The following is a 19,246-nucleotide window of genomic DNA, read 5'->3' on the forward strand; positions in this document are numbered from 1 at the left end:
TGTTTGTGAAGAAGACCCTGCGATTCGTGCTTTTCGGGCTGCTGGCCCTCGTCCTGACCGCCCTGGTGGCCATCTTCCTGATCGCCAAGATCGCCCTTGCGCCGGCGGCGGGCGAATGGAGCACCACGGTGAAGGCCGGCCCGCTCTCGTTCGAGATCGGCGTGCCCACCGCGGTGCGCCTGGCGACCTCGTCCTGGTTCGCGCCGCGGCTGAACGGCCACGCGCTCGACACCCGCTTCGGCACCGTGCATTTCACCTGGGACGAGAAAACCGGCCAGCAGCAGATGCGCTGCGCGCCGTGCAGCGCCGACGTGCCTGCGCTCGGCACGCAGCCCATCAAGGTCGAGCGGCTGGTGGCCACCGTGCGGCGCGACGGCAACACGCTGGCCGGCACCTTCGAGGCCACGCCCCAGGCGGCCGACAGCAACGCCCTGCTGCAGGGCACCTGGACCGGCCGCCTCGCGCCGAAGAACCTGCAGCTCGACGTCCGCGTGCAGGACGCCCCCATCGCCCGCTGGTACGCCGTGCTGGTGCCGGCGCTGCCCGAGCTGCAGCGCGCCCGCATCGGCGGCACGCTGGCGCTGCAGGCGCAGCTGCTGCTGCCCGACGCCACCTTCGCGGTGCAGCCGGCCATCGGCCAGTTCACGGTCGAAGGGCTGGGCACCGAGGCCATGCTGGGCGCACGCACCAGCTGCGGCCCGTCGGCCAAGCTGGCCAACGACAGCTGGCTGGCGCGCGCCGTCATCGCGGCGGAAGACCAGCGCTTCTTCAGCCACGCCGGCTACGACCTGACCGAAATCCTCGCCTCGATCGACCACAACCAGAAGCCCGGCCAGACCCGGCGCGGCGGCAGCACGCTCACGCAGCAGCTGGCCAAGCTGCTGGTCACCGGCAGCGACCGCACGGCCGAGCGCAAGCTGCGCGAGCTGCTCTACGCGGTCGAGATGGAGCAGACGCTGGGCAAGGCCCGCATCCTGCAGCTGTACCTGGACAACGCCCCGTGGGGTGGCAACCTCTGCGGCGGCGAGGCCGCGGCGCGGCGCTATTTCAAGCGCAGCGCACGCACGCTCGAACCGGCGCAGGCCGTCTGGCTTGCGGCCATGCTGCACAAGCCGCAGGCCGTGCTCGAGCAATGGCGGCGCGACGGCCAGATCGATCCCGACCGCACCAAGTGGGTGGCCGAGAGCGTGCGCGGCATCAGCCGCAACCAGCGTGAGGCGCTGCTCAAGAGCGTGGCTGCGGCGAAGTACGCGCCGCCGGAAGCCGTGCAATGAGCATTGCCCCGCACGACATCGAAGCCATCGAGCGCGCCACCGTCGCGGCGGTCGCACCCGAGGCCTGCGAGGAACTCGACGGCTGGCTGCTGCCCTTCGACCGCGGCACCGTCAAGCGCGCCCGCTCGGCCGTGCCGCTGCACCGCGACCCGGTGGAAGCCGCCACGCTCGACCGCATCGAAGACCGCTGCGACAGCCGCCAGGTCGCGCCCGCGCTGCGGCTGGCCGACGCCGCCTGCTTCGACACGCTGCGCGCCGAACTCGCGCGCCGGCACTACATGGCCGACAGCCCGACCTGCGTGCAGACCGGCTCGGCGCGGCGCATGCGCGACCTCGTCGCGGCGGACGCGAGGCTGGCCGACGTCGACGCGACGCCCGATCCGGACTGGGCCGCGCTGTTCCTGGGCGAAGGCTTCGACCCGGTCGACGGCGTGCACCGCGTGCGTTCGCTGTCGCGCGCCACGGGCTCGCTCTTTGCCAGCGTGCGCGAGAACGGCACCACCGTGGCGGCCGGCGCCATGGCCTTCGGCCACGGCTGGGCCAGCGTGCACGGCATGCGCACCGAACAGTCGCAACGCGGGCGCGGCCTGGCCGGGCGCGTGCTGGCGGGCTTGGCGCAGGCGGCGCTGGCGCGCGGCGTCGAGCGGGTGTTCCTGCAGGTCGACGCGCAGAACCAGCCGGCGCTGGCGCTGTACCGCCGCGCGGGCTTCGAGACGCGCTGGCAGTACTGCTACTGGCAGCGCCAGCAGTGGCCGCGCTGAGCTGAACAGCATCCGGCCGGCGGGCACCCCCACCGGTGGCGCGGTCGGGGCTTTGGTGCCACCATGGGCGGCATGACGAACGTTCATGCCCACCACCACCCCACCGATCCCGTCGCCACCCCGCGTGGCATCGACCACATCGTGGCCGGTGTTTCCACCAGTGACGGCGACGGCGTCAAACTCACCCGCGTGCTGCAGCAGCCGCTGCAGAAGCGGCTCGACCCCTACCTGATGCTCGATGCCTTCGGCAGCGACAACCCGGGCGACTACATCGGCGGCTTTCCGAACCACCCGCACCGGGGCTTCGAGACGGTCACCTACATGATCGCCGGGCGCATGCGCCACCGCGACAGCGCGGGCCACGAAGGCCTGCTCGAGAACGGCGGCGTGCAATGGATGACGGCCGGCCGCGGCCTCGTGCACAGCGAGCTGCCCGAGCAGGAGGAAGGCCTGATGGAAGGCTTTCAACTCTGGCTCAACCTGCCCGCCAAGGACAAGATGCGCGAGCCCTGGTACCGCGACATCCGCAGCAGCGAGATCCCCGAGTTCACGACCGCCAGCGGCGCGCACGTGCGCGTGATCGCCGGCACCAGCCACGGCGTCGTGGGCGCGGAGCAGCGCGCGCACACCCACCCGCTGTACCTGGACATCACGCTGCCGCCCGGCGCCGAGTTCGCGCAGCCGCTGCCGCCCGACCACAACGCGCTGGTCTACGTGTTCCGCGAATCGCTGTGGATCGCGGGCAGCGAGGTGCCGACGCGGCGCATGGCCATCCTGGCGAACGACCCCGGCAGCGACGGCACGGTGCTGCGCGCCGGCGCCAGCAACCACAGCCCGGCGCGCGCGCTGCTCATCGCGGGCCGGCCGCTGAACGAGCCCATCGCGCAGTACGGGCCCTTCGTGATGAACACGCCCGAGCAGATCAAGCAGGCGGTGCACGACTTCCAGAACGGCAAGCTGGGCTGAGCCCGAAGCCTCTGTAGTCGCTCGCCTACCGCAAGTCGGCGTCGCGTGCGGTTCGCGCCGGCCGGTGCGCGGCCTAGATTGCGGTCATGCCTCCCACGATACGCAAGGGACAGGCGCCGCCGATGCTGCAGCGCGCCGAGTTCCACGACCGCTTCATGCAGAGCTTCCACGACCCGGCGTTCCGGGCCGAGACCGAGGCGCTGCGGCGCCTGGAAGACATCGCCTGGAAAGCCTACGACGAAGGCCGCAAGGCGCCTGTCACGCGCCGCGCCGGGCCCGGTTATGCCGACCCCGACTACGAGCTCTCAGTCGACTGGCTCGACGCCCGCGCGCGCATCGACGCGGCGCAGGACGCCTGGGGCCGGCCCGAGACGCGCTCGCGCGTGCTGCTCGTCAACGGCTCGCCGCGCAACGACGGCACCTGCCCCGGCGAAATCTCCAAGACCTGGCGCCTCACGCAGTGCGCGCGCGAGGTGCTCGAAGGCGGCGGCATCGAGGTCGACGTGCTCGACCTGAGCCGGCTCACCTCGGACTACGGCCGCCACATCCACCCGTGCAAGGGTTGCGTCTCCACCGCGATGCCGCTGTGCCACTGGCCCTGCAGCTGCTACCCCAACCACGCGCTGCGCCAGACCGGCGACTGGATGAACGAGATCTACGAACGCTGGGTGGCCGCGCACGGCGTGATCGTGCTCACGCCCACGCACTGGTACCAGGCCGCGAGCCCGCTGAAGCTCATGATCGACCGCCTCGTGTGCGCCGACGGCGGCAACCCCGACCCCACCAGCACGCACGGCAAGAAGCCCGACGAGGCCAAGGCGCTGGAGCTCGAGGGCTGGGGCTACCCGAAGCACCTGGAAGGCCGCGTCTACGGCGTGGTGGTGCACGGCGACGTGGCCGGCCCCGAGGGCCTGCGCCGCAACCTCACGGACTGGCTCGACTGGATGGGGCTGGTCGATGCCGGCGCCCAGGCGCGGCTCGATCGCTACATCGGCTACTACGCGCCCTACGCCACCAGCCACGAGGCGCTGGACGCCGATGCCGACGTGCAGGAAGAGGTGCGCAACGTCGCGCGCGCCGTGGTGCTGGCGGTGGCCGCGCTGCGTGCCGGCAAGCTGCAGGTGCCCGACCGCGGGTTGAAGGCGCCCCGGCCCAAATAAGTCACGCTGCGGGCGGCAGCACCGCGCTGCGGTTCATGCTTCTTTACGCATGCTCACGTTCGGCTCACGGACGCGTTACAGAGGCGCTCCACACTTCGTCTCACCCGCTGCCCTTTGGTGGCGGACTTCTTCGAAAGGAAGCGACTCTCATGATCTCTCTTCGCCAACGCATCGTCTGGGCCAGCCTGCTGGGTTCGGCCGCCCTCGCCTCTTCGGGTGCCTTCGCTCAGGCGCCGGCCGCCACCGCGCCGTCGACCGCCGCACCCACGGCCGCCACGGCCCCCGCCGATGCCACCGCCGCACCCAAGGCGCAGCACAAGCGCATGGACCCGGCCCAGCGCATGGAGCGCATGAAGGAGCACCGTGCCAAGCGCCTGGCGGCGCTGAAGGACAAGCTCAAGCTCACCAGCGCCCAGGAAGGCGCGTGGAGCAGCTTCACCGAGGCCAGCCAGCCGCCGGCCGGTGCCGCCCGCCCGCAGCGCATGGACCGCGCCGAGTTCGCCAAGCTGACCACGCCCCAGCGCCTGGAGCACATGCAGGCCCGCCAGGCCGAGCGCAGCGCCCGGTTCGCCAAGCGCGCCGAAGCGACCAAGACCTTCTACGCCGCGCTGACGCCCGAGCAGCAGAAGACCTTCGACGCCGAGACCGCGAAGTTCGCGGGCCACGGCCATCGCTTCCATCGCGCTGGGCATGAAGGCCACCACGGTGCGGCGCCTGCCAAGAGCTGAGGACCGGGCGGCCGGCTGAAGGGAGCCGGCCTCCAGGAAAGGGCAGAAAAAAGCCCGCGATGCGCAAGGCATCGCGGGCTTTTTCGTGGGCGCGCGCAGTGTTACTGCGGCGTGCCCGTCTTCTCGGTCGGGTTGGTCGGCACCGCCGGGCGTTCACCCGGCTGGCCGAAGCGCGGCTTCACGTGCTGCGTCTCGGCGCGCACCTCGGCGCGCGAGCGCTCGCCGGTGGGCGACGGCATCGCGTTGGGCTGGTGGTTCACGGTGGTGCTGGCCTCGCCCTTGGGTACCACGCTGTTGGCGTTGTTGCGGTTCTGCGCGCGGGCCTCGGCCTTCACGGCTTCGCGCGAGACGGGCATCGAGCTGTCGCCCGCCATCGGTTCGACGGGCGCCGGTTTCTGGGCCTGGGCGACGCCCGCGCCCAGCAGGGCGGCGAGCAGCGCGGTGGGGATCGTCAGGCGTTGCAGGGTGGTCATCATGGAAAGCTCCTTTGCAGATGGAAAAAGGCACAAAGCACGAGCGCGTTGGCATCGGCTTTGAAACCACCGTAGGAGCCTCGTTTCGGGCGCTGTGTGGGGGTGCGGCAGGCCTGCCTGTAGGAGCCCGCCGCCCTTGCGTGAAAGGCACGCGAAGAAGGTGGCGCGTTCCTACAGTCGGCGCGGGCGCGGCCACGTACAACGGGAACACCGATGTCCTCCCCCATCACTTCCCCGCTGCCCGAGGCCGCTGTCGCCGCCGCACCGGCCTCGCTCAAGGTCATGACCGTGAACACCCACAAGGGCTTCACGGCGCTGAACCGCCGCTTCATCCTTCCGGAGCTGCGCGACGCGGTGCGCACGGTGGGCGCCGACGTGGTGTTCCTGCAGGAGGTGATGGGTACGCACGCGCGCCATTCGCGCACGGTGAACAACTGGCCGGAGGCGCCGCACTACGAATTCCTGGCCGACACCATGTGGCCGCAGTTCGCCTACGGGCGCAACGCGGTGTATCCGAAGGGGCACCACGGCAACGCCGTGTTGTCGAAGTTTCCGATCGTGCATTTCCGCAACCACGACGTGTCGGTGAGCGGCCCCGAGAAACGCGGCCTGCTGCACTGCGTGCTGCGCCTGCCCGGGCGCACGGTCGACGTGCATGCGATCTGCGCGCACCTGGGTCTGGCCGAGGCGCACCGCCAGCAGCAGCTGGAGCTGCTGTGCCACATCGTGCGCGACGAGGTGCCGGCCGACGCGCCGCTGATCGTGGCGGGCGACTTCAACGACTGGCGCGCCCGCGCGCACGACGTGCTGGCCGAAGGCGCGTCGCTGCGCGAGGTGTTCGTGCATGCCCACGGCCGCGCCGCGCGCACCTTTCCGGCGCGCCTGCCGCTGCTGCCACTGGACCGCATCTACGTGCGCAACGCGGGCGCGCACGCGCCCGTGGTGCTGCCGCGCCGGCCGTGGTCGCATCTGTCGGACCATGCCCCGCTGGTGGCGGACATCGACCTGTGAGCAGCGAGGCCCCCATGCGCGACACCCCCGAGCGCGCCGGCCACTGGACCGGCGGCAACCGCATCGACCTGCTGGAGAACGGCGAGGAATTCTTTCCGCGCGTGTTCGAGGCCATCGGCGCGGCGCGGCGCGAAGTGATCATCGAGACCTTCATCCTGTTCGAGGACAAGGTGGGCCTGGCGCTGCATGCGGCCATGCGCGCGGCGGCGCAGCGCGGCGTGAAGGTCGACCTGATGATCGACGGCTTCGGCTCGCCCGATCTCTCTCACGAGTACCTCGAAAGCCTGGCCACGGCCGGCGTCAAGGTGCGCGTGTTCGACCCGGGCCAGCGCTTCCTGGGCCAGCGGCTCAACGTGTTCCGCCGCATGCACCGCAAGATCGTCGTGATCGACGGCGAGCGCGCCTTCGTGGGCGGCATCAACTACTCCGAGGACCACCTGCTCGACTTCGGCCCCAAGGCCAAGCAGGACTACGCGGTCGAGCTGGCGGGGCCGATCGTGGCCGAGATCCATCAGTTCGTGCTGCGCGCGATTGCAGTCGGCGGCAAGGGCGTGGGCTGGTTCCGGCGAAGGCTGAAGCAGGCCCCGCCCGCGTCGCAGCTGCAGGCCGCGGCGGGCGAGGCCGACGCGATCTTCGTCACGCGCGACAACCGCCGCCACACCAACGACATCGAGCGCCACTACCGCGCCGCGATCCGCGCCGCGCGCGAGCGCATCGTGATCGCCAACGCGTACTTCTTTCCGGGCTACCGGCTCATCAAGGAGCTGCGGCGCGCGGCGCGCCGGGGCGTCGATGTGCGCCTCATCCTGCAGGGCGAGCCCGACATGCCGATCGTGAAGACGGCCGCCGGCATGCTGTACCACCACCTGCTGCACGCGGGCGTGCGCATCTACGAGTACTGCGATCGCCCGCTGCACGGCAAGGTCGCGCTCATGGACGACCGCTGGAGCACGGTGGGCTCGAGCAACCTCGACCCGCTGAGCCTGTCGCTGAACCTCGAGGCCAACGTGGTGGTGCGCGACACCGCGTTCAACAAGGTGCTGTGGGAGCGCATGGACCATCTCATGCAGCACAGCTGCAAGCAGATCGGCACGCACGACCTGGCCAGCGAATGGAGCGGCTGGCGGCTGGTGCGCAGCTTCTTCGTCTTCCACTTCTTGCGCTGGTACCCGTCGTGGCTGAACCGCCTGCCGCGCCATGCGCCGCGCCTGACGCCGGCCGAGGCGACCGATCTCATGGCGCAGCAGAAGAAGCGCGGCGACGAGGGCACGACGCGCACGGAGACGGCATGAGCGCATCCCTCGCCCTCACGCACCGGCCCTGGTGGCCGTGGGCGCGGCGCGTGGCGATCTGGGCCTTCTTCGGCGCCATCGCCTGGCTGCTGCTGAAACAGGCGCGCACCATCGACTGGGCCGAGGTGTTCGCCGCACTGCGCGCATTGCCGGGCACCACGCTGCTCGCGGCCGGCGCGCTGGCCGCCGCCAGCTTCGGGCTCTACAGCACCTACGACCTGCTGGGGCGCCACCTCACGAAGCACCGGCTCGGCGCGGGCACCGTCATCGGCGTGACCTTCATCAGCTACGCCTTCAACCTCAACTTCGGCTCGCTGGTCGGCGGCGTGGCCTTCCGCTACCGGCTGTATTCGCGCCTGGGGCTGGGCAACGAGACCATCACGCGCGTGCTGGGCTTCAGCATGCTGACCAACTGGCTCGGCTACCTCGTGGTGGCCGGCGCCGCCTTCTGCTTCTGGCCGATGGCGCTGCCGCCCGACTGGAAGATCGACGGCGGCGGCCTGCGCATGCTCGGCGCGGTGCTGCTCATGGTGTCGCTGGCCTACCTGGCGCTTTGCGCGTTCTCCGATGGCCACGTCTGGCGCGTGCGCGGCCATGCGCTGCGCACGCCGAGCTTGCCGATGGCCTTGCTGCAGCTGGCGATGTCCTGCGTCAACTGGTCGCTCATCGGCGGCGTGATCTGGGTGCTGCTGCAGGGCGAGGTCGGGTATCCGCAGGTGCTCGCGGTGCTGCTGGTCGCGGCCGTGGCGGGCGTGGTCACGCACGTGCCGGCGGGGCTCGGCGTGCTGGAAGCCGTGTTCGTCGCGCTGCTGGCGCACGAGGTGCCCAGCGCCCGGCTGCTGGGGGCGCTGCTGGCCTACCGCGCGCTGTATTACCTGCTGCCGCTGGCCGGGGCGCTCGTCGCTTACCTCGTCACCGAGGCGCGTGCACGGCGCTTGCGCGCGGATGCCGGCAACAACCACAACAAACGTTAAATATTGCCCGCAGAAAGCAATCGATCGGTGAAATGACGGTCAGGAATTGTTGCACTGCAACAATTTTCACTTTGCAGGCCTATAGTGGCCCTCTGTTCCCCTACGTGCCCTCTTCCCATGTCGTCCTTCAGTACCACCGCCCGCGTGGCCAGCCCGCTGATGCAATGGGTCGACCTGGCCCTCAAGACCCACGAGACCCTGCTGTCGTCCGGCACGGTGATCCGCATGCGCACCGAGCGCATCGCCAAGGCCGGGCTCACGCCCAGCGCCGCCGACCTCGCGGAATTTCATTTGATGGGCCACGAAAAGCTCGCCGCGGCGAGTGAATCGGGCCTGGCGATGGCCCGGCAGTGGCACAGCAGCCAGGCCTCGCTGGCCCAGCGGGCATGGCAGCAATGGCTGCAGGGCGCCACGGCGCTCTTCTCACTGGCCGGTAGTTTCACGCCGGCGCAGGCGGCCACGCATGGCGACGCGCTCGTGCAGGCCACGGCGCGCGGTGCCAGCACGGCGGGTCAGCTCACGGGTGTGGCGGTGCGCATTGCGCGCGAAGGCCTGAAGCCGATCCACGCGGCCGCCACGTCGAACGCGCGGCGACTGCTGGCCGAACTGCAGGCCTGACGCCGCTGCGTTTCAGGGTTGCGCCGGGACCAGCGTCACCAGCGTGATTTCCGACGGCGCGCCGAAACGCTTCGGCGGCCCCCAGTAGCCGGTGCCCCGGCTCACGTAGATCCACATGTCGTGCAGCTTGTGCAGGCCGGCCGTGAACGGCTGCTGCATCGGCACGAACAGGTTCCACGGGAAGAACTGGCCGCCGTGCGTGTGGCCCGACAGCTGCAGCTGGTAGCCGGCCGCGGCCGCCACCGGCGCGCTGCGCGGCTGGTGCGCCAGCAGCACGCGCGTGTGCACCAGCGGTGGTGCGTCGTACAGCGCCAGGTGCGGGTCGCTCGCGTGCGTGGCGTCGAAGTGGCCGGCGGTGAAGTCGGTCACGCCGGCCAGCACCAGCGCACTCTCGAACAGCTCTTCGTCGGTCTGCGCGCCGCGCACGTTGCGCGTCTGCAGCACCACGTGCTCGTTCAGCAGCACCTTCAGGCCGAGGCGGCGCAGCTCGTCGATCCAGGCGTGCGCGCCCGCGTAGTACTCGTGGTTGCCCGTGACCACGAAGGTGCCGTGGCGCGCGCGCAGCCCTGCCAGTGGCGCGATGTGCTCGCGCAGCTCGGGCACGCTGCCGTCGACCAGGTCGCCGGTGATCGCGATGGCGTCGGCGCCGAGCCGGTTCACCGCGTCGACGATGCGCTGGATGTAGCCGTTGCGGATCGTCGGGCCCACGTGGATGTCGCTGAGCTGGGCGATCGTGAAGCCGGCCAGCGCCGCGGGCAGGCCGCGAATCGGCACGTCGACCTGCTTCACGCCGGCCGTGCGGCGCGCGTTGACGAAGCCGACCAGCGACACACCCGTGGCCAGCGCCAGCACCGCCAGCGCGCTCCAGGGCCCGACCTTGTCCCAGGGCACCTGCAGGCCGCCGAGCGCGTTCGCCAGCCAGGCCAGCAGCAGGCCGAGGTCGCGCACCAGCGTGAGCACGAACAGCGAGGAGAACCAGCCCATGCTGATCAGGCCGATCCAGTGCAGCGTCTCGCCGGCCGGCTTCGCCTTGCGGTCGGCGCGGTGGCTGCGCGACACGAAGGGCAGCGGCATCGTGACCGCCGATACCGCCAGCAGCACGAGCGCGAGCGGCCACGCAGGCGTGAGCGACGCCAGCGCAGGCAGCAGGCGCAGCGCGATGTAGACGTGCAGCAGCGCGGTCAGGACGCTCAGGGGACGGATCGGCATGAGGACTGGGGGGACGCGGGCATCGCCCGGGACACGTCATCTGCAAGGCGCATGCCGCGCATTCAAGGCGTCGAAAGCTGCCTGGGTCGCTATTTTTTCTATAGCGCAGGGCAACCGGATAGCGGGCGTTGGGGCGCCGCGGGCGCGCCCGTTCGGCGCCGCCCGCGGCGCGATGCCGCCTCGCTTACCGCACCGTGCGCGTGCCGGCCGACGCCATGTCGGTGCCCGCCGGCCATTCGAAGAGCGCCTTGGCCGGCGCACCGGGCGACACCAGCAGCGTCTGTTTCAGCGTCTGGCCGCCGATGCGAGCCTCCACTTCATAGCGACCGGGCTCGAGCCGCGCCACCATGAACGGACCGCCCGAGACCACGTTGTCGAGCAGCGCGGTGCCGTGGCTGTCGCGCACGGTGACGTGCACGCCGGCCGCGAAATCGGCGCGGCGGCCGTCCTTGATCGCGAATTCGAAGCTCGCGGGCCAGCGCGGCGACACGGTTTCCATCAGCTGCGCCTCGTCCTGGCCGATGCCGCCGCTCATGTACTCGACGCCGTGCGCCATGTGGATCGGCGGGTTCATCGCGGCCTGGGCCGGCTGCGCCGAGAGCGCGCCGCCGAGCAGCACCAGCAAGGCGGCGCCAGCCGCCGCGGCCACGGGCCGGGCGTGCGAGAACAGAAACAGGGGATTGGTGGTGAGAGACATCGAAGCCTTCCTTTCCGGGCGGTGGTGGCGACACGCCACGCAGGAAGGCACTGTGCCGGGCACGACTTAAGGAAGACTTAACTGCGCGCGGGCCGTCGCGGCCCGCGTCCGCGTCGGGTCAGCGCGCGGCGGTTTGTGCCAGCGCCTGGGGCAGCGGTGGCGCGACCGAGGCCATGTCGAAGTTCGACGGCCAGACGAACGAGGCGCGCGCCGGAATGCCGGCGATCACGACCAGTTGCTGCGTGAGCGTGAGCCCGCCCAGCGTCACGTCGACGTCGTAGGCGCCCGGTTCGAGCCGTGCGAGCATGTAAGGCGCCTGGGTCTGCACTTGCATCACCGTCTGGCCTGTGTACTTCTGGCGCACCTGGATCGACGCCTTGGCCGGGAAGCCGGCCTGCTGCGCGCCCTTGCCGTCATTCACGCGCAAGTCGATGGCGGCGGCCCAGCGCGGCGCCACCATTTCCATGAAGGCGGCTTCGCCCTTGGCGGCACCGCCGCACATGTATTCGATGCCCTGCGCGACCTGGATCGGCGGGTTCGAGAACGCATGGGCCGGCGACACGGCCACGAGGAAGGCCGCGGCGACCGATGCGGCGCCCAGAACCAGTGCAGCCACGGGCTGTTGGAAACGCTTGGGGTTCATTGCTCTGTGTGTCCTCGATCTTGCGTGACAGGAAATCCGTCAGGAATTTTGCTTAGCAAGAGTCGGGCTAGATATAGCGTTTACGAGGAAGCTTCTGCGTTGCGCAGGTGAATGCTATTGTTTTCATAGCTGGTGACGCCCGTGTGACGGGCGTCAGTTCCACTTTTCGGGTGTCTTTCATCGGAAACCCTGAGACGGGGCTCGCGGACGCGCCGCGAGCGAGCGCTTTCCGATGCGTCGCCGGCCCCGCGGCCTGTGCTGAATTGGCAACAAAAGACGGAATTGGTGCGCAATTGACTGGGCATTCCCTAGCTATTGGCGGGCGCGCAAAGAAATTAGGCTCGGCGCTTCCTTTCAAAGCGCGCAAACCAAATGCTTCATTCAAATCGCCGATTCGTTTTTTTGCTGATGGCTTTGGGACTGGCCGCCCAGGCAAGCGCAGAGCAGCCGGTGCCGATCCGCATCGGCGTCATCGGCCCTTTCACCGGGCCGTCGGCCGATTTCGGCCTGCCCATGCTCAACGGCGTGAAGATGGCCGTCGACGAAATCAATGCCGTGGGCGGGTATCTGGGCCGCTCGCTCGAACTGGTGATCAAGGACGACCAAGCCAATCCGGACACTGGTCGCTCGCAATCCCAGGCCCTCGTCAATGAAAAAGTGGTCGCCACCATCGGCTTCTGCAATACCGGCGTGGCGATGAATTCATTGGCCGTTTTCAATGACGCGAAATTGCCGCTGATCGTGCCCTGCGCCACCGGCTCGCCATTGACGTCGACCTATCCGCCGGCCACGAGTTATGTGTTTCGCACCTCGCCCAAGGACAGCATCCAGGCCCCCTTCGTGGTCGACAACCTGCTGGCGCGCGGCTGGAAACGGGTCGCCGTGCTGCACGACAGCACCGGCTACGGCGAGGCGGGCGCCAAGGATGTCGAGAAGGCGCTGGCGGCCAAGCACCTCAAGCCCGTGTACGTGGGGAAATTTCCGCTCGGCGTGAAAGACCTGACGAAGGAACTGTCGGAGGCCAAGGCGGCCGGCGCGGACGTGATCTTCAGCTACACCGTGGGCCCCGAGAACGCCGTCATCGCGCGCAGCCGGCAGGCCTTGAACTGGAAGGTGCCGCAGGTCGGGGCCTGGACGCTGTCCTTCCCGTCCTTCATCGAGGGCGCGCGGGAGGCTTCCGAAGGCGCGCTGATGGCGCAGAGCTTCATCGCCGAGCCGAGCAACGAGCGCCGCTCGTCGTTTCTCTCCAACTACGCGCGGAAATTCAACACCAAGCGCATCCCGGTGCCGATGGCCGCCGCCCAGGCCTACGACGCCACCTACCTGCTGGCCCACGCGATGTTCAACGTGCCCAGCGGCAAGCTCGAAGGCCCGTTCATCAAGGCCGCGCTCGAGCAGCCCAAGCGGCCCTACTACGGCGTGGTCACGACCTACGACAAGTCGTTCTCGGAAAACGACAAGGATGCGCTGTCGCCCAACATGCTGGTGATGGGCGTGGTGCGCAACGGGCAGATCAGCTTCGCGTACCCGGAGGACGCCAAGCGCAACCTGTTCGTGCAGCGCAAGCAGTAGGAGGAGGCAAAAAAAAGGGGCGCTTGCAAGCGCCCCCTTGGTGAACAGCGCGACACCGCCGGTGCCGCGCCATCGATCGATCGATCAGACGTCGATGTTCGCCGCGCGCAGCGCGTTCTGCTCGATGAACTCGCGGCGCGGTTCCACCTCGTCGCCCATCAGCATCGTGAACACGCGGTCGGCTTCGATCGCGTCGTCGATCTGCACGCGCAGCAGGCGACGCACGGTCGGGTCCATGGTGGTTTCCCACAGCTGCTCGGGGTTCATCTCGCCCAGGCCCTTGTAGCGCTGGCGCGAGGTGGCGCGTTCGGCTTCGCCGATCAGCCACTTCATGGCCTGGCGGAAGTCGTCGACCTTCTCTTCCTTGGCGCGTTCGCCTTCGCCGCGCTTGACCAGCGCGCCTTCGGCGCTCAGCAGGCCGCGGAAGGTGTTGGCGGCCTGCGCCAGCGCGTCGTAGTCGGCGCCGTGCACGAAGTCCTGCGAGATCACGCTGGACTTGATGTTGCCGTGGTGGCGGCGGCTGATGCGCAGCAGCGGCTTGTCGGTGCGGGCGTCGAACTCGCTGCTCACCTCAGCCGGCACGCCGGTCGTGTTGAGTTCGCGCAGCTTGGCCTGCAGCGCCACGGCCGAGGCTTCGGCGGCGGCCGGCGTGTCGAGGTCGAGCGCCACGCCGTCGGCGATGGCGCGCAGGGCTTCGGCGTCCATGAAGTTGCGCAGGCGCGCAATCACGGCCTCGGCCACCTGGTGCTTGCGCGCCAGCTCGGCCAGGGTGTCGCCCGACAGCGTGGTCGAGGCGGCGCCGCCGGTCTCGATGCTCGCGTCCTTCAGTGCGACCTTGAGCAGGAAGGCGTCGAGCGCGGGGCCGTCCTTCAGGTACTGCTCTTCCTTGCCGACCTTCACCTTGTACAGCGGCGGCTGCGCGATGTAGATGTGGCCGCGCTCGACCAGCTCGGGCATCTGCCGGTAGAAGAAGGTGAGCAACAGCGTGCGGATGTGCGCGCCGTCCACGTCGGCGTCGGTCATGATGATGATGCGGTGGTAACGCAGCTTGGCGACGTTGAAGTCGTCCGCGCCGCCGCCCGCGGTGGTCGCACCGGCGCGGCCGATGCCGGTGCCCAGCGCGGTGATCATCGTCAGGATTTCGTTGCTGGTGAGCAGCTTCTCGTAGCGCGCCTTCTCGACGTTCAGGATCTTGCCGCGCAGCGGCAGGATGGCCTGGAACTTCCGGTCGCGGCCCTGCTTGGCGGAGCCGCCGGCGGAGTCACCCTCCACCAGGTAGACCTCGCACAGGGCGGGGTCCTTTTCCTGGCAGTCGGCCAGCTTGCCGGGCAGGCCCATGCCGTCGAGCACGCCCTTGCGGCGCGTCATTTCGCGGGCCTTGCGGGCGGCTTCGCGGGCGCGGGCGGCTTCGACGATCTTGCCGCAGATGATCTTGGCGTCGTTCGGGCGCTCCTGCAGGTAGTCGGTGAGCAGGCGCCCGACGATGTCTTCCACCGGTGCGCGCACTTCGCTGGACACCAGCTTGTCCTTGGTCTGGCTGGAGAACTTGGGCTCGGGCACCTTCACGCTCAGCACGCAGCACAGGCCTTCGCGCATGTCGTCGCCGGTGACTTCGACCTTCGCCTTTTTCGCGAATTCGTTCTCTTCGATGTACTTGTTGATGACGCGGGTCATCGCGGCGCGCAGGCCCGTGAGGTGGGTGCCGCCGTCACGCTGGGGAATATTGTTGGTGAAACAGAGGACCTGCTCGTTGTAGCCGCTGTTCCACTGCATCGCCACTTCGACGCCGATGTGCGTGCCGGGGATGCCGCCGTAGGTGTCGGCCGGCTTCTCGCCCGCCGCGTAGAACGAGTTCGGGTGCAGGACGGTCTTGCCCTTGTTGATGAACTCCACGAAGCCGCGCACGCCGCCGGCGCCGGAGAAGTCGTCTTCCTTGCCGGTGCGTTCGTCGAGCAGGCGGATGCGCACGCCGTTGTTCAGGAAGCTCAACTCGCGCAGGCGCTTGCTCAGGATTTCGTAGTGGAAATCGTTGTTTTCCTTGAAGATTTCCGTGTCGGGCAGGAAGTGCACTTCGGTGCCGCGCTTGTCGGTGTCGCCGATGACCTTCATGGGCGAGACCTCGAAGCCGTTCACGGTCTCGAGCAGGCGGTTCTGCACGAAGCCGCGGCTGAATTCGAGTTCGTGGATCTTGCCTTCGCGGCGCACGATGAGGCGCAGCTTCACGCTCAGCGCGTTCACGCAACTCACGCCCACGCCGTGCAGGCCGCCCGAGACCTTGTAACTGTTCTGGTTGAACTTGCCGCCGGCGTGCAGTTCGGTGAGCGCGATTTCAGCGGCCGAGCGCTTGGGCTCGTGCTTGTCGTCCATCTTCACGCCGGTCGGGATGCCGCGGCCGTTGTCGGTGACGGAGATCGAGTTGTCGGAGTGGATCGTGACGACGATGTCGTCGCAATGGCCCGCGAGCGCTTCGTCGATGGAGTTGTCCACCACTTCGAACACGAGGTGGTGCAGGCCCGTGCCGTCGGAGGTGTCGCCGATGTACATGCCCGGGCGCTTGCGCACGGCTTCCAGACCTTCGAGGATCGTGATCGCACCTTCGCCGTAGCTGGAGTCGGCGGGGACGCCTTCGGGCGCCACGATCTGGATTTCGGGGGTATAGACCGGCTCGGTGTGCGGCACGTCGGGCTTGTTCTCTTCTGCACTCATTCGGATATTCCTCTGTCTCTCACGGGTTTCCCGTGATTTTTCGGGCTCTCAAAAGCTCAATTCGCCGCCTCTTGAAAGCGCAAACCCGCGGGGGGCCGCGGGTCGTGTGCGCAAGGCGCTGTGTTTTCCAGGGTCTAGATGCGCATCGGCATCACGACGTACTTGAAAGATGCGTTCTCGGGGATGGTTAACAAGGCCGAGCTGTTGGAGTCGGCCAGGTCCAGCTTGACCATGTCCTGGTCCATGTTCGACAGCGCGTCGATCAGGTAGGTGACGTTGAAGCCGATCTCGATGCTGTCGCCGCCGTAGTCGATGTCGAGCTCGTCCTGGGCTTCTTCCTGCTCGGCGTTGTTCGATGCGATGCGCAGCGTGCCCGGCTCGATGTTCAGGCGCACGCCCTTGAACTTCTCGCTGGTCAGGATGGCGGTGCGCTGCAGGCTGGCCAAGAGCGGCGCGCGGCCCAGCGTGACGGTGTTCTTGTGATTCTTGGGAATCACGCGGTTGTAGTCGGGGAACTTGCCCTCGACCAGCTTGGTGACGAACTCCATGCCGCCGAAGCTGAACTTGGCCTGGTTGTTCGCGAACTGCATCTCGATGGCGCCTTCGGCGTCGGACAAGAGGCGCTGCATTTCGAGCACGGTCTTGCGCGGCAGGATCACTTCCTGGCGCGGCACTTCGACGTCGAGCAGGGCCGACGAGAACGCCAGGCGGTGGCCGTCGGTGGCCACGAGGCTCAGCTGCTTGCCTTCGGCCACGAACAGGATGCCGTTCAGGTAGTAGCGGATGTCGTGCACGGCCATGGCGAACGAGACCTGCGAGAGCAGGTCTTTCAGCGTCTTTTGCGGCACGCTGAACACGGGGCCGAAATTGGCGGCTTCCTGCACCAGCGGGAAGTCTTCGGCGGGCAGCGACTGCAGCGTGAAGCGGCTCTTGCCACCCTTGAGCACGAGCTTGCTGGCGCTCGATTCGAGGCTCACGGTCTGGTCGGCCGGCATGGTGCGCAGGATGTCGATCAGCTTGCGCGCACCGATGGTGGTCGTGAAGTTGCCTTCGTCGCCACCGAGCTCGGCGGTGGTGCGGATCTGGATCTCGAGGTCGCTGGTGGTCAGCTGCAGCTGGCCGCCGGTCTTGCGGATCAGCACATTGGCCAGGATCGGCAGGGTATGACGCCGTTCCACGATGCCGGCCACCGACTGCAGCGCGGCAAGAACTTTGTCTTGGGTTGCCTTCAAAACGATCATGTCTTCTTCCTCTTCTCTTATCTCTTTGAATCAGCTTTCAGGACGCCATTCTCCGCTGTCGCGAGGGGCGTTCTTGATGACATTCGGCTTCAGCCTTTGAGGGTCTGTTCGAGGACGTGCAGCTGCTGGTTGAGTTCGGTGAGCTGCTGGCGCTCGCCCGAAATCTTGCGCACTGCGTGGAGCACCGTCGTGTGGTCGCGACCGCCGAACAGCTCGCCGATTTCCGGCAGGCTCTTCTGCGTGAGCTCCTTGGCCAGGTACATCGCGATCTGCCGGGGCCGCGCAATGCTGGCCGGGCGTTTCTTGCTGTACATGTCGGCGACCTTGATCTTGTAGTAGTCGGCCACCGTCTTCTGGATATTTTCGACCGAGATCTGCCGATTCTGGATCGACAGCAGGTCGCGCAGCGCCTCGCGCGCCAGGGCGATCGAGATCTCCTTCTGGTTGAAGCGCGAGTACGCCAGGATCTTGCGCAGGGCGCCTTCGAGCTCGCGCACGTTGGAGCGCACGTTCTTGGCCACGAAAAAGGCGACTTCTTCGGGCATTTCGGTGCCTTCGACGCGGGCCTTGTTGATCAGGATCGCCACGCGCATCTCGAGCTCGGGCGGCTCGATCGCCACCGTGAGGCCCGAATCGAAGCGCGACACCAGCCGCTCGTGGATGTCGGCCAGCCCCTTGGGGTAGGTGTCGCTGGTCATCACGATGTGCGACTTCTTGGCCAGCAGGGCCTCGAAGGCGTTGAAGAACTCTTCCTGCGTGCGGTCCTTGTTGGCGAAGAACTGCACGTCGTCGATCAGCAGCAGATCGAGCGAGTGGTAGCGTTCCTTGAACTCATCGAAAGTCTTGCGCTGATAGGCCTTGACCACATCCGACACGAACTGCTCGGCGTGGATGTAGAGAACTTTGGAATCGGGCCGGTCGGCCAGCAGTCGGTTGCCCACAGCGTGCATCAGGTGGGTCTTGCCCAGGCCGACGCCGCCGTAGATGAAAAGCGGGTTGTACAGGTGGCCCGGCATGCCGGCCACGTGCATGGCCGCGGCGCGCGCCATGCGGTTGGCTGTGCCCTCGACCAGGGTGTCGAACGTGAGCCCCGAATTGAGCCGGTTCTTGAAGCCGGCGGCCGCCGGTTCCTCGCCCGGGCCGGCCACGTCGCGCGGCACATCCGTTTCGGCCATGATGGCCATGGGTGCAACACGGACGGGGGTTTCTCGCGGAGCGAGCGCTAACTCGATGGTGACCGGCTGGCCGTACATCTTCTCGGCCATGGCCGCGATCTTGCCCGCGTACTGGGCACGGATCCAGTCGAGCTTGAAGCGGTTGGCGACGAACACCGTCATGCGCGAAAGGTCGTCGGCGACCTGCGCGGTGAGGGGCTTGATCCAGGTGTTGAACTGCTGCTCGGACAGCTCCTGCGCGAGCTGGTCGACGCAGGCCTGCCACAGGCTTTCGCCGATGCCGTCAGTCGACATGGGCGCTTGAAAAAGTGATGGAACCCTCGGGCATTTCTTGTATAGGTATTGTGGATATTCTCTGCTGGAAGGCGCTGGGCATTCTAACTTGTCAAAACCTTATCCACATGCTGCGCTGCACACGGAAAGGCCCGCAAATCCAGTCGAAGATTGTTCCGGCGGCCAATGTTTGCGATAATTGCGGGTTTCCCTGAAAAGCCTTCACAGCGTCTTTCGGGGGCCATCCGAAACTCGCTCCCCCAGCGCTCGCCGGGTTTTTGCATGCCTTCATGCGGAAACCGGCGCAAACAGGGAATCAGGAAACCATCATGAAACGCACTTACCAAGCATCCAAAGTCCGCCGCGCCCGTACCCACGGCTTTCTGGTCCGCATGAAGACCCGTGGCGGCCGCGCCGTGATCAACGCACGCCGCGCCAAGGGCCGCAAGCGCCTGGCCGTCTGACGGCACCCC

The 19,246-nt window shown here is 68.0% G+C and carries 18 protein-coding genes; 11 read left to right on the forward strand and 7 right to left on the reverse strand.

The genetic code is table 11. From position 1 onward, the window contains the following. Nucleotides 1-5: 5 nt before the first annotated feature. The 5 genes from AC07SQ_RS19775 to AC07SQ_RS19795 all read left to right on the forward strand — a co-directional run bounded on the left by AC07SQ_RS19775 (nucleotide 6) and on the right by AC07SQ_RS19795 (nucleotide 4,889). A complete protein-coding gene (locus AC07SQ_RS19775; RefSeq protein ID WP_495272606.1) occupies nucleotides 6-1,274 on the forward strand; it encodes a biosynthetic peptidoglycan transglycosylase in 1,269 nt (422 codons plus the stop codon). Then, entirely contained in the window at nucleotides 1,271-2,035 is a 765-nt protein-coding gene (locus AC07SQ_RS19780) for a GNAT family N-acetyltransferase (RefSeq protein ID WP_495272607.1), read from the forward strand. Before AC07SQ_RS19775 ends, AC07SQ_RS19780 begins: the two co-directional genes overlap by 4 nt. 72 nt (nucleotides 2,036-2,107) lie before the next feature. After that, the gene (locus AC07SQ_RS19785; protein WP_062480448.1) at nucleotides 2,108-3,001 is read left to right on the forward strand and encodes a pirin family protein; all 894 of its coding nucleotides are present in this window, start codon (nucleotides 2,108-2,110) and stop codon (nucleotides 2,999-3,001) included. An 86-nt stretch (nucleotides 3,002-3,087) separates the two neighbouring features. Continuing rightward, nucleotides 3,088-4,161, forward strand: a complete 1,074-nt coding sequence (locus tag AC07SQ_RS19790; RefSeq protein WP_447739742.1) for a flavodoxin family protein — start codon at nucleotides 3,088-3,090, stop codon at nucleotides 4,159-4,161. A gap of 149 nt (nucleotides 4,162-4,310) precedes the next feature. Further along, nucleotides 4,311-4,889 (forward strand): Spy/CpxP family protein refolding chaperone, encoded by a 579-nt coding sequence (locus tag AC07SQ_RS19795; RefSeq protein ID WP_495272608.1) that lies wholly within the window; start codon nucleotides 4,311-4,313, stop codon nucleotides 4,887-4,889. Between the two features lie 101 nt (nucleotides 4,890-4,990). Here AC07SQ_RS19795 and AC07SQ_RS19800 read toward each other — a convergent pair whose 3' ends face one another. After that, nucleotides 4,991-5,365, reverse strand: coding sequence for a serine/threonine protein kinase (locus tag AC07SQ_RS19800; protein ID WP_240531255.1), 375 nt, complete (start codon nucleotides 5,363-5,365; stop codon nucleotides 4,991-4,993). A 210-nt stretch (nucleotides 5,366-5,575) separates the two neighbouring features. Here AC07SQ_RS19800 and AC07SQ_RS19805 point away from each other — a divergent pair, with 210 nt between their 5' ends. From AC07SQ_RS19805 to AC07SQ_RS19820, 4 genes are all read left to right on the forward strand, one after another. Continuing rightward, nucleotides 5,576-6,373 carry an endonuclease/exonuclease/phosphatase family protein gene (locus AC07SQ_RS19805; RefSeq protein ID WP_062480435.1) on the forward strand — a complete coding sequence of 266 codons (798 nt, stop codon included), beginning with the start codon at nucleotides 5,576-5,578 and terminating at the stop codon, nucleotides 6,371-6,373. Between the two features lie 14 nt (nucleotides 6,374-6,387). Beyond that, on the forward strand, nucleotides 6,388-7,665 hold the full coding sequence (clsB, locus tag AC07SQ_RS19810; RefSeq protein ID WP_495272609.1) for a cardiolipin synthase ClsB: 1,278 nt from the start codon (nucleotides 6,388-6,390) through the stop codon (nucleotides 7,663-7,665). Further along, nucleotides 7,662-8,639 (forward strand): lysylphosphatidylglycerol synthase domain-containing protein, encoded by a 978-nt coding sequence (locus AC07SQ_RS19815; RefSeq protein ID WP_495272610.1) that lies wholly within the window; start codon nucleotides 7,662-7,664, stop codon nucleotides 8,637-8,639. Before clsB ends, AC07SQ_RS19815 begins: the two co-directional genes overlap by 4 nt. A 117-nt stretch (nucleotides 8,640-8,756) precedes the next feature. Next, complete coding sequence (locus AC07SQ_RS19820) at nucleotides 8,757-9,257, forward strand: polyhydroxyalkanoate granule-associated phasin (protein ID WP_307582449.1); 501 nt, start codon at nucleotides 8,757-8,759, stop codon at nucleotides 9,255-9,257. 12 nt (nucleotides 9,258-9,269) lie between these two features. Here the strand turns inward: AC07SQ_RS19820 and AC07SQ_RS19825 are convergent, their stop codons facing one another. From AC07SQ_RS19825 to AC07SQ_RS19835, 3 genes are all read right to left on the reverse strand, one after another. Further along, nucleotides 9,270-10,466: a metallophosphoesterase gene (locus AC07SQ_RS19825; protein ID WP_495272611.1), complete on the reverse strand. Its 1,197-nt coding sequence runs from the start codon at nucleotides 10,464-10,466 to the stop codon at nucleotides 9,270-9,272. Nucleotides 10,467-10,650: 184 nt separating this feature from the next. Beyond that, nucleotides 10,651-11,163, reverse strand: coding sequence for a hypothetical protein (locus AC07SQ_RS19830; protein ID WP_139702960.1), 513 nt, complete (start codon nucleotides 11,161-11,163; stop codon nucleotides 10,651-10,653). A gap of 118 nt (nucleotides 11,164-11,281) precedes the next feature. Next, nucleotides 11,282-11,806, reverse strand: coding sequence for a hypothetical protein (locus AC07SQ_RS19835; protein WP_369645724.1), 525 nt, complete (start codon nucleotides 11,804-11,806; stop codon nucleotides 11,282-11,284). A gap of 408 nt (nucleotides 11,807-12,214) precedes the next feature. Between AC07SQ_RS19835 and AC07SQ_RS19840 the strand changes: the two genes are divergently transcribed. Further along, a complete protein-coding gene (locus AC07SQ_RS19840) occupies nucleotides 12,215-13,378 on the forward strand; it encodes an ABC transporter substrate-binding protein (protein WP_495272612.1) in 1,164 nt (387 codons plus the stop codon). An 84-nt stretch (nucleotides 13,379-13,462) separates the two neighbouring features. Here the strand turns inward: AC07SQ_RS19840 and gyrB are convergent, their stop codons facing one another. The 3 genes from gyrB to dnaA form a co-directional block, all read right to left on the reverse strand. Next, nucleotides 13,463-16,084 (reverse strand): DNA topoisomerase (ATP-hydrolyzing) subunit B, encoded by a 2,622-nt coding sequence (gene gyrB / locus AC07SQ_RS19845; RefSeq protein WP_159279089.1) that lies wholly within the window; start codon nucleotides 16,082-16,084, stop codon nucleotides 13,463-13,465. A 134-nt stretch (nucleotides 16,085-16,218) separates the two neighbouring features. Further along, on the reverse strand, nucleotides 16,219-17,325 hold the full coding sequence (dnaN, locus tag AC07SQ_RS19850; RefSeq protein ID WP_099794246.1) for a DNA polymerase III subunit beta: 1,107 nt from the start codon (nucleotides 17,323-17,325) through the stop codon (nucleotides 16,219-16,221). Between the two features lie 89 nt (nucleotides 17,326-17,414). Next, nucleotides 17,415-18,794, reverse strand: coding sequence for a chromosomal replication initiator protein DnaA (dnaA, locus tag AC07SQ_RS19855; protein WP_062480418.1), 1,380 nt, complete (start codon nucleotides 18,792-18,794; stop codon nucleotides 17,415-17,417). 308 nt (nucleotides 18,795-19,102) lie between these two features. Here dnaA and rpmH point away from each other — a divergent pair, with 308 nt between their 5' ends. Next, complete coding sequence (gene rpmH, locus AC07SQ_RS19860; RefSeq protein ID WP_007834827.1) at nucleotides 19,103-19,237, forward strand: 50S ribosomal protein L34; 135 nt, start codon at nucleotides 19,103-19,105, stop codon at nucleotides 19,235-19,237. Nucleotides 19,238-19,246: the final 9 nt, after the last annotated feature.

It is taken from the genome of Variovorax sp. GW821-FHT06D12, assembly GCF_059419205.1.